Consider the following 221-nt stretch of genomic DNA (forward strand, 5'->3'; position numbering starts at 1 on the left):
ACGATAAGCGGATTTGCCTACTTATCAGCCTAACTGCTTGGACGTGCACAACCAATCGCACGCTTCTTCTATCCTTCTGCGTCCCTCCATTGCTCAAACGATAAAGAGGGGGTACAGGAATATCAACCTGTTGTCCATCGCCTACGCCTGTCGGCCTCGGCTTAGGTCCTGACTAACCCTGAGCGGACGAGCCTTCCTCAGGAAACCTTAGGCATTCGGTG

1 rRNA gene is annotated in these 221 nt (G+C 52.9%); it reads right to left on the reverse strand.

The features are described from left to right. Positions 1 to 221 (reverse strand): 23S ribosomal RNA (locus MR083_RS27505); the annotation flags it as partial.

This window comes from Bacillus cereus group sp. BfR-BA-01408 (assembly GCF_022663305.1).
Taxonomy (GTDB): domain Bacteria; phylum Bacillota; class Bacilli; order Bacillales; family Bacillaceae_G; genus Bacillus_A; species Bacillus_A pacificus.